Annotated in this window: 8 protein-coding genes; 5 read left to right on the top strand and 3 right to left on the bottom strand. The window is 67.4% G+C overall.

Annotated features, from left to right (window positions below; genetic code table 11):
- Positions 1-600: 600 nt before the first annotated feature.
- Positions 601-792, top strand: coding sequence for a hypothetical protein (locus tag IAE58_RS12550; protein WP_233614936.1), 192 nt, complete (start codon positions 601-603; stop codon positions 790-792).
- Positions 793-985: 193 nt separating this feature from the next.
- Entirely contained in the window at positions 986-1,681 is a 696-nt protein-coding gene (locus IAE58_RS12545; protein ID WP_199933875.1) for an HAD family phosphatase, read from the top strand.
- Between the two features lie 56 nt (positions 1,682-1,737).
- Here the strand turns inward: IAE58_RS12545 and IAE58_RS12540 are convergent, their stop codons facing one another.
- Positions 1,738-3,966, bottom strand: a complete 2,229-nt coding sequence (locus IAE58_RS12540) for a TonB-dependent siderophore receptor (RefSeq protein WP_199933874.1) — start codon at positions 3,964-3,966, stop codon at positions 1,738-1,740.
- 223 nt (positions 3,967-4,189) lie between these two features.
- On the opposite strand from IAE58_RS12540, the gene IAE58_RS12535 reads away from it, so the two are divergent.
- On the top strand, positions 4,190-4,468 hold the full coding sequence (locus IAE58_RS12535; RefSeq protein ID WP_108762079.1) for a hypothetical protein: 279 nt from the start codon (positions 4,190-4,192) through the stop codon (positions 4,466-4,468).
- A gap of 58 nt (positions 4,469-4,526) precedes the next feature.
- On the opposite strand, the gene IAE58_RS12530 is transcribed toward IAE58_RS12535, so the two are convergent.
- The gene (locus IAE58_RS12530) at positions 4,527-6,380 is read right to left on the bottom strand and encodes an XVIPCD domain-containing protein (RefSeq protein WP_199933873.1); all 1,854 of its coding nucleotides are present in this window, start codon (positions 6,378-6,380) and stop codon (positions 4,527-4,529) included.
- Positions 6,381-6,496: 116 nt separating this feature from the next.
- On the opposite strand from IAE58_RS12530, the gene IAE58_RS12525 reads away from it, so the two are divergent.
- Positions 6,497-8,665 (top strand): hypothetical protein, encoded by a 2,169-nt coding sequence (locus tag IAE58_RS12525; protein ID WP_199933872.1) that lies wholly within the window; start codon positions 6,497-6,499, stop codon positions 8,663-8,665.
- Positions 8,666-8,680: 15 nt separating this feature from the next.
- Here the strand turns inward: IAE58_RS12525 and IAE58_RS12520 are convergent, their stop codons facing one another.
- Positions 8,681-8,971, bottom strand: coding sequence for a hypothetical protein (locus IAE58_RS12520; protein WP_199933877.1), 291 nt, complete (start codon positions 8,969-8,971; stop codon positions 8,681-8,683).
- 126 nt (positions 8,972-9,097) lie between these two features.
- Here IAE58_RS12520 and IAE58_RS20100 point away from each other — a divergent pair, with 126 nt between their 5' ends.
- Positions 9,098-9,715 carry a biliverdin-producing heme oxygenase gene (locus tag IAE58_RS20100; RefSeq protein ID WP_325166852.1) on the top strand — a complete coding sequence of 206 codons (618 nt, stop codon included), beginning with the start codon at positions 9,098-9,100 and terminating at the stop codon, positions 9,713-9,715.
- Positions 9,716-9,783: the final 68 nt, after the last annotated feature.

Here is a 9,783-nt window from a genome sequence, read left to right as displayed (position 1 = left end):
CACCAAGGTGGGCACCTACCAGAGCGAACCGCGCGCAGCCTCGGGGTGCATTACCCCAGTAGGTGCCAACCTTGGTTGGCACTCACGCGCAAAGCGCGCCCACCAAGGTGGGCACCTACCAGAGCGAACCGCGCGCAGCCTCGGGGTGCATAACCCCGGTAGGTGCCAACCTTGGTTGGCACTCACGAGCAAAGTGTGCCCACCAAGGTGGGCACCTACCAGAGCGAACGGTGCAGCGGCGCCCAAAGCACCCCAGCCTGAGTGCAGGACCGAGCACGTACTCCGCCCTCGCCTGAACAGGAAGTGCGCCGGACTTCCTCCGGCGCAACACAGCGCACTCCTTGCGCGAAGTCACACCTTGGGACATCCAGCGTTGACCTGAGAGCGTCAGCAATTGACGCTTACGCCACCGCGCGCCACATCGTGGCCCAGGGGACGCGGTTGCGATTCCGCAGCACCGCCGGCCAAGGCCGGGCTTCAACGTCAGTCCGATTCAACGGCAGTCCGCTTCATCCCATCCGTCGCAGCACCCGCCTCCGTCGAAACGCGTTTTCGCCGGCACGGGCAACTGCGTCCTGGAAACCTCAAGGAGATCACCCAATGCGCTCTGCAACGTTCCTGTTCGCACTTGTCATCAGCGCCTTAGCCGGCGCCGCACACGCCCAGACCGTCACCCTGAACAAGGGCGGCTTCGTGCTGACCTACGACTGCAGCATCCACAGCGCCACCCGTTACGAATACACGCTGCCGGCCACCAGCTGGCCTCTGCCGAGCGGCTGCGACCTGAGCTGACCGACACTGCTACCCCGGTAGTGCCAACCTTACTTGCCCTGGCAGGTGCCAACCTTGGTTGGCACCGAAGCGCAAAGCGTGCCCACCAAGGTGGGCACCTGCCAGATCGATCGGCGCAGCGGCGCCCACCAGAGCAAAGCGCCTGCATCATCAGCGTGCGACAATCCCGGACTTCGTTATACCCGGAGTCCCCATGGCCCCCTTCCCCTTCGATGCCGTGCTGTTCGACTGCGATGGCGTCCTCGTCGATTCCGAGCCGTTGGTCGCCCGCGTGCTCTCGGAAATGCTCACCGAACGCGGTTGGCCACTCACCCAGCAGCAGGCCGCCGATGTATTCCTGGGCAAGTCGGTCGCCAGCCTGGCCGGTCTGATCGAGGAACGCACCGGCAAGCCATTCACCGAAGCGTGGCTCGATGACTTCCGCCGCCAGCGCAACGTGGCCCTGGAGCGCGATCTGACCGAGATTCCCGGTGCCCCTGCCGCCGTGCGTGCGCTGCAGAACCTCACCCAGGGCCGCATCGCCTGCGCCTCCGGCGCCGATCTGCTGAAGGTGCGCCTGCAGTTGGGCAAGATCGGCATCCTCGATGCCTTCGGCGGGCAGATCTTCAGCGGCCAGGACCAGCCGCGCACCAAACCGCACCCCGATGTGTATCTGGCCGCCGCCGCTGCACTGGGCGTGGCCCCGGCGCGCTGCGCGGTCATCGAAGACACTGTGACCGGTGCGACTGCCGGCGTGGCCGCCGGTGCCACCGTGTTCGGCTACAGCCCGGGCGGCCAGTACCACAGCACACCCGAGGCGCTGCGTGCGGCCGGTGCGCATGTCATCTTCGAATCCATGCAGGACCTGCCGGCGGTGCTGGCCGCGTATACCAGCCATACGGCAGCCTGATCGCCGCCGCCACCCTCCTGCGAGAGCGGCGGTAGCACTGCATCAGCCCGCGCCGATCACCAGGTGAAGCGCGCGGTTGCGGTCACCGTGCGGCCAGTGCCGTAGTAGCACGAGGACACGCCGGTGCAGGTCGACACGAAACGCTTGTCGGCCAGGTTGCTGACATTCAGCGACAATTGCGTGCCGACGTTGCCGTACTGGCCGATGTCGTAGCGGAGCGCGGCATCCCACAGGGTGTACGACGGAATCAGGTACAGGTTGGCGCTGTCGCCGTAACTCTTGCCGTTGTAACGCACACCGGCGGCCAGGCTCAGGCCTTCCAGCGCACCGCCCTGGAAGGTGTAGTCGCCCCACAGCGAGGCGGTCCAGTCCGGCACCATCGCCAGCTGCTTGCCGCGGTAGCCGTTGTTGCTGCGGGTCACTTCCGAATCCATCCAGGCCGCTGCACCGATCACGCTGAAGCCGGCCAGCGGGGTCACGCGGCCCTCCAGTTCCGCACCGCGCACGCGGCCCTCGCCATCCTGCACCTGGCACTGGCTGGTGCCGGTGGTGCCGCAGGTGTTGTGGCTGCTGTCCGGGTCATCGGTAAGCACGTTCTGCTGGCGCAGATCGTAGGCCGACAGGGTCACCAGACCGTCGAAGTTGGCCGGCTGATACTTCACGCCGGCCTCCCACTGCTTGCCGGTGATCGGATCGAACGGCGTGCGGTCGAACGACTGTGTGGCAGTGCTGCCGGCCGGCTGGAACGATTCGGCGTAGCTCAGGTACGGGGTCAGGCCATTGTCGGCCACGAACAGAATGCCCGCGTTGCCGCTGAACGCCTCGTTCTTGATCCGACTGGGGGTGCGCGCGCCGAAACGGTTGCTGGCCACGGTGTAGGCCTGCGTCCAGGTGTCATCCTTGGTCCAGTCGTAGCGGCCGCCCACGGTGAAGCGCCACTTGTCCAGCGCGATCTGGTCCTGCAGGTACACACCGGTCTGGCGGTTGATGCCACCGGAGTAGCTGATCGAGGTAGTGGCCGGAATGTAGCCGGTGTAGACCGGGTTGAAGATGTCGATGGCATTGGGCGTATCGGTGGCCGTGCCCATTGCACCGCGCGCCGCATCCCAATCGGCCTTCTGCCAGTCCACGCCCAGCAGCAGGGTGTGCTGTGCCGCGCCAGTGCTGAACTTGCCGGTCAGGCGCGTATCGGCGGTATCGCCACGCGAAGCGCCTTCGCCCCAGGTGGCGCGGCGCTTCTGCGTGCGCCCGTCGGCATTCAGCGCGCCATTGGTCACCACGGTGCGGAAGGTGGAATCGACGTTCAGGCGACGCGCGCTCTGGCTCAACGTCCAGTTTTCATTGAACGCGTGTTCGAACATCCAGCCGGCCGACCAGATGGTGCGGTCGTAGGTGTTCCAGTTCGGTTCGCCAATGAAGGTGCTGTTCTTCATGTGGCCATAGGGGGTGGCGTTCAGCGTGCCGGCCATCGGCAGGAACTGGTAGGTGGACCCGCCATCGTCGCGCTGGTACAGGCCCAGCAGGGTCAGGCGCGTACGCTCGGCCATCTGGAAGGTGTAGCTGGGTGCCAGGAACCAGTGCTCCTGCTCGGTGTGCTTGATCTGGGTGTCGCCATCGCGGTACAGGCCCACCAGGCGGCCCAGGTGCTGCTTGTCCGCCGATGCCGCGCCCACGTCGAAGGCGGTGCTGTACTGGCCGTTGCCATCCACACCCAGCTGCACGATCTGCTGCTGGTCCGGCGTGGGCGTCTTGCTGACCTGGTTGACCATGCCACCCGGAGCCACCTGGCCGTACATCACCGCCGACGGACCCTTCAGCACTTCCACCCGGTCCAGGTTCCAGCTGTCGACCATGGTGCGGTTCCACTGCCCGCCCTGCGGCGCGCGCATGCCGTCGATGGTGACGTTGTTGCTCCAGCTGCCGGCATCGAAGCCGCGGATGCGGAAATCATCCACGCGGTTGTCGATACCGCTGCTTTCCAGCGATACACCGGCCACGTAGCGCATGGCCTCATTCAAGGTCTGCACGCCGCGCGCGTCCAACTCTTCGCGCGCTATCACCGACACCGACTTGGCCATCTCGGCAACCGGGGTGTCGGTCTTGGTGGCGCCAGAGGTGTGGGTGAGCGTGCGGTAGGCGTTCACATGCACCGCATCCAGATCGGTGGGGCTGCTGCCGTCCGGAGTCTGCGTCTGCGCATGCGCGGCCAGCGGCGCGCACAGGGCCAGGGCCACGGTCAGCGCCGTGCTGAGCGGGGAGCGGACGGGAAATGCTGGGGAATTCATGGGGGAACCTGCCAGGAAGGGGCGCCAGCGGCAGACCGCGGCACTGTTAAGGACGCATGAAATCATATCAAATGCGAATGGTTCGCACTAACGTCCATGGTTCAGGCTGCCTGCTGGCGGGCCGTCGGCCATACCGACGCCGCGTTAACCGCGCTTTTCGATACTGGGCCAGCGCCGGGCGCTTGCGCCGGGCTGCACCCATGGAACGCAACGAGGACATTGGATGAGCAAGCTGCACACCCTGGCCGCCACGGCCGCCCTGCTGGCCCTGAGCCCCCTTGCCTGGGCCGAAACGGTGAACCTGACCAACAGCGCCGACGGTGCCAACCGCGATGCCGGCATCACTGCGGTGAAGAAGAAACTGCAAGACGCCTGCACCGAGCGCAAGGGCACGCCCGCCGCCGATACGTTTGAAGTGGTGTTCGAGAAGACCAGCGAGAACCCGAACGTGCCCAAGCCGTACTACGTGGACGGCAAGATGCAGTGCGAACTGCCGGGCTGAGAGTTTGCAGGGAACGCCGGGCATCGCCCGGCGCTACCGATTCGAAAGCGCGCCTGGATCAGCGCGCCAGACTGCGCGCTGTCTCCTGCTGCTGCACCTGCTCCTGCTCGCGCTGCTGCGCGACCTGAGCTTCGGGTGCGGCACGCTCTGGCATCTGCTGCAGTTCGCGCACGTGATCATCCACCGGTGTAGCCACCGCCTGCGCGGTATCGGCGCGGGCAATCTGCCGGTCGGCGGCATGCACTTCGCCCTGCACCGCGAAGGCGTAGCGGCCATCGTCACTCAACACCGCCTGGTCCACCCGTTCCATGCCCTTGTGGGTGGCGGCCACCAGCAGCGCCATGCCCAGCCGCTCACTGGCCTGGTCGGGCTGGCGCCCCATGGCCTGGTCCAGGCTGTTCACCGCGCCCTGGGTCTGCAGCCACAGTCCATGGCGCGGGCTGGCTTCATTGCGAGGGTCGTGCTGCGGCAGCAACGGTGAAGGCGGCGGCAGGTCCTGCAAGGCCTGCGACTGCACGCCGGCCTCGATCGGCTGCAGTTCACGGCCTTCGGCTGACGCGACGCGGAACAGGCGCTCGCCCAGCCCATAGGCCGAATGGCCCTGGTTGCGTGCCAGCGCGGCAGCGAATGCATCCACATCGTGCTGCGGCCTGCCCTGCCCGTCCTCGGCCAGCAGGCGCCAGTCGGGGCCCAGCATCGGATTGTCTTTCACCATGGCCTGGGTGCGCTCCATCAGGGCGCGCATCTGCGGCTCATCCAGCACCAGGGTGTTCTCCACCCCGGCATGCAGCGGGCCGCGATCGCCGGCCGCGTTGCCGGTCAGCGCGGCATTCACCATGCCGGCAATCTGTTCGCCGTGTTCGTGGTCGCGCAGGTCGATCTGGAACTGATAGCGACGCTGGCTGATGTCTTCCTGGCCATCGGCACCGTAGGCACTGAAGCGGCTGACCGGTACGTTGCCGCTGTATTCTACGCTGCGCTGTTCGGTGAAACTGCCATCCTCGTGGCGTACGCGCACCACATCGCCGCTGTTGCGCTGCCCGGCCACGTCCAGGTTGAACGCATCGCCCACGCCCACCTTCAGGCGCGTCTGTGAACTCATGCCCAGCCGTTCCACGGTGGCCAGGTCCTGCACGCCGGGGGTGTGCACGTCCATCACCCCGGTGTCGATGAAGTGCTGGTACGCCGCGCGGCCGTCCACCTGCTCAAGATCGAAGGTGGCGGTGCGCACCGTGGATTGCCCCAGCGCGTCCTGGCGCCCGGCCACGGCGGTCAACTTGCCTGCCGCGAAGCCAACGCCGTTGAACGCTTCCACCGCCTGGTTGGGGCCGGTGGTGACGCGCACGCGGCCATCGTCCAGATGATCCACGCGGTAGCTGGCGCCCTGTGCCTCGGTCACCTGGCTCTGGATGGCGATGTTGCGGAAGCGCCCTTCCAGCGCCGTTCCGGTGAAATGCTGGCCATCCAGGGTGACGCTGCCGCCCTTGGGGATGGTCTGCGGATCGAAGGGATTCACCGTGGTGGGATCGGTATCCAGCGCGCCGTGCGGCAGGCTGACGCGGTAGCGACCCCGTGCGCCGGTGCTGTCTTCCTGGGTGAATCCGCCGGCCTTCATGCGGTTGCCCACCACACTGTCGACCGTTACCAGATAATCCACGCCGTCGCGGGTGGGCGTGGCTGCAGCGGCCACCGACGTGCCGCGGAACTGTGTGCTGGGACCGGTGCCTGACACCTTCTTTTCCTGCGCCAGCTTCACCGACTGGTCTTCGCCGTTCACGGTGATGGCATGGCCGGCGCCCTGCAATTGCGCTTCGCCGTTGCTGGACACGTAGGTCGGATCGAACGCCGCGCTGGCAGTGGCCGCATGCGCGCCCTGTGCGGCTGCGCCTTCCGTGCGGGTGGTGGCATTCATGCCGTGGGCTCCTTGAACGTAGACCGCTTGATTATGGCAGCCGACACGCAGTTGCGTTCACGCCGCGCCGCCGCAGTGTTCGAGATAGTGAACCACGTCCCATCGAGAAGGCCTGCATGCCGCGCCGCATCTTCCACTTTTCCACCTGGCCACGTGGTTGGCGGCTGCTGGCGTGGTGCCTGCTGAGTGTGCAGGCGCTGTATCTGCTGGCCGGCAATATTTTCCTGAATACGCCACTGTTCGACGCGGTGACCAATCGCAAGGCCCACAAGTTCGTGATGTCCACCGGGCCGGCCATTACCCTGCTGCCCGGCCATGTGATTGCCTGGAACGTGCACATGCGCGGCCATGTGAACCACACCGTCTATGTGCTGCACGCCGACCGTGCCAGTGCGCGGCTGGCGGTGCTGCCGCTGTTCCGCCGCGAGGTGCGCGTACCGCACCTGCAGGCGACCGGGGTATCGGCCGAGATCGAGCGCGTGCAGGACATGGTGCCCTCGCCGCCGCGTGGCGACCAGGGCTGGACGCTGCGCTTCGACGCGATCCACAGCGACAGCATCCGCAGCGCACGTTTCGGCAAACTGCTGCTGCAGGGCGGCGGCAGCGGCACCATCGGCTTCGTCAAGCAGCTGCGTGGCGGCCCGTCGCAACTGCTGGATTCGCAGGTTGAATTCGACGATGCCTTCGCCAGCTACGATGGCGTACAACTGCTGTCGGGCATGCAGTTGAAATCCACCTTCCGCTACCCGCGGCACTACCGCGACCAGGCGCCGGGCATCCGCAAGTTCACCCTGGTGGAAGGCACGCTGGACATCACCGCGCGCAGCCAGGGCCTGCGCATGAATACCGACGCCCAGCAGGTGGCCATCGCCAGTTCACCGCTGGCCGGCCAGCTGCAGGCGCACGTGCATCTGCAGCGCGGCGCGCTGACGCCGGGCACCCGTGCCATCTGGCGGGTGCCGCTGCAGCTGGGCGACGGAGCCCCCGATCGCGGCGTGCTGGCGCTGCAGCTGGATGTGGCGCAGGACATGCGCCTGCAGGCGCGGCTGCCACCACGCCCCGACCGCGGCGCGGCACTGGATGCCGACCTGCATATCCGCGGTCACGATATTCCCTTCGACGACCCGGCCAGCCTGCTGGAGCGCACATCGGGCCAGGTACAGGGCGAATGGACGTTCACCTCGCTCAACTGGATTCCGGCCCTGTTCGTGCGCAAGCCCTGGTTCCAGCTGGACGGCGGCGGCGTGCTGAAGGCCGACCTGCGTGTGCAGGACGGCGAGCTGGTGGCCGGCAGCACGGTGGATCTGCCCGCAGCCGAAGCCGTGGCCGAAGTGGCCGGCGTGCGCATGGCCGGCACCGCCAGTGCCCACGGCGCGTTGAAGGCCGGTACGCCCACCCGTGCCGAGCTGGACGTGCGGCTGCCGCGTTTCTCCGCACGCACGCAGGGTAAGGACGCGGCCACCCTGTTCGAGGGGCGCGACCTGTCACTTCAGCTGAGCGGTGACGGCCGCCTGCGTGAGCTGCGCCGCGGCGTGCGCGCCCGGCTCCGCTTCAACGATGCGGATATTCCCGATCTGGCCGCCTACAACCGCTTCCTGGGCAATGGGCAGGTGCGCCTGGTGTCGGGCACGGCGCGCCTGAGTGGCGACGTCGGGCTGGACACCGATGGCCGCATCGGCCAGGGCACGGCGCGTTTGCTCGGCCAGGGCGCGCGCCTGCAACTTGCCGGCCTGGACCTGCGTGCCGACACCCGCGTGGACGGCACCCTGCAGCGCGGCGACTTCCGCCAGCGCTGGTTCGACCTGACCGGCAGCGCGGTGGAACTGCGCAACGTGCAGATTGATGGCCGGCCGGAACCGCAGGGGTGGCAGGGCCGCCTGGACGTGGACGAAGGCCGCATTGATGCCCAGTCCCCCTTCCAGGTGGACGCACGGGCGCGGGTGGCCATGAGCGATGCCGGCCCGCTGCTGGCGGTGTTTGCCGAACGCGGCGACTACCCGGGCTGGGTACTGAAGCTGCTCGATTCCGGGCGGGTGGAGGCAAGAACCGCGCTGCGCTGGCAGCCCGGGCACCTGATGCTGGATGACCTGCAGGCCGAGAACGACCGGTTCGCGCTGCGTGCGCGGCTGGATCTGCTGCAGCAGCGCCGCAAGGGCGATCTGTATCTGCGCTGGGGCGTGCTGGGCGCGGGCATCGAACTGGATGGCGATCGCCGCAAGTGGCACCTGGCCGGCGCGCGCGACTGGTTCGACAGCCGACCTGCGTTGTTGGCGCCGGCACCGTGACGGCGCCGGCAGGTCTCAGGCGGCGGCCGGCTGCCAGTCGCGCAGCACGTGCGGTTTCAAGCCGTGCTCCCCACAGCCTTCCGGACACCGCAGGATGCGTGCCACCGAGGTGCTGATGAAGCCGGCGCCTTCGTGCGCGGTGAACACCTGCGCGCAGCCATGGCAGCGCGCCACCAACGAGTACAGATGGACGATGCGGCCGCTGCCGGGGTCCTTCAGTGCATCGATCTGCAACAGATCGAACCGGCAGGTGTCGGGCAAGATGTGCCGGAAGGAGAGACGTGCGGGAGTGGGCTGCAGGTTCACGGGATGGCCAGCGGGGAGGTCGGCGCCCACCGTACCGTTGGCCGCGTGCAGCCGGCGTTCACTGCGGGTGCATCCCGGGCGAAATCTCTTCACTGCGTTTACACCGCTTCTGCTAGCGTAGCGCCAATGTCCGTCCCCGCCCCCTGCGCGCAACGCGCTGCCTCCCCTTCTGCGCCCGACGAGCCGCTCAGCGCGATGCTGAAGACGGCCACGCGCAGCACCCACGAGCGCCTGGACCAACGCCTGATGGCCCTGGGCATCTTCGATGATCGCCGCGACTATCTGCGCTTCCTGCAGGTACAGGGGCAGTTTCATGGCGCGGTGGCAGCTCTGTACCGGCGGCAGGATCTGCCGATGGCGGCGACAGAACCGGGCAAGCACACGCAGGTGCTGGCCGATCTGCAGGATCTGGGCGCACACCCTGCGATGCCGACCGCCGACGCACCGGCGCTGGCCACGGCACCGCTGCCGGTGGCGCTGGGCTGGTGGTACGTGGCCGAAGGTTCCAGCATGGGCGCGGCGGTGCTGCTGCACCATGCAGCGCGTCTGGGCCTGCACGAAGGCTTCGGCGCACGCCACCTGGCACCGGCTGCAGCCGGGGTCGCTGGGCACTGGCGTAACGTGCGGGCCGCGATGGACGCGCTAGCACTGACGGATGCGCAGCGCGGACAGGCGGCTGCCGCAGCCTGCGCTGCTTTTGAATTCGTCGGGCGACGCGTGGATGAAGCGTTCAGAAATGCCTGATCCAGCCGTTGACAGCAATGCGATAGTAGAGCGATGCCTGTCGCTTTCCTTGTTCCGGGCGCGCGCCT

This window comes from Stenotrophomonas sp. S49, assembly GCF_016624905.1.
GTDB lineage: Bacteria > Pseudomonadota > Gammaproteobacteria > Xanthomonadales > Xanthomonadaceae > Stenotrophomonas.
This window is presented reverse-complemented; position numbering and strand designations above follow the sequence as displayed.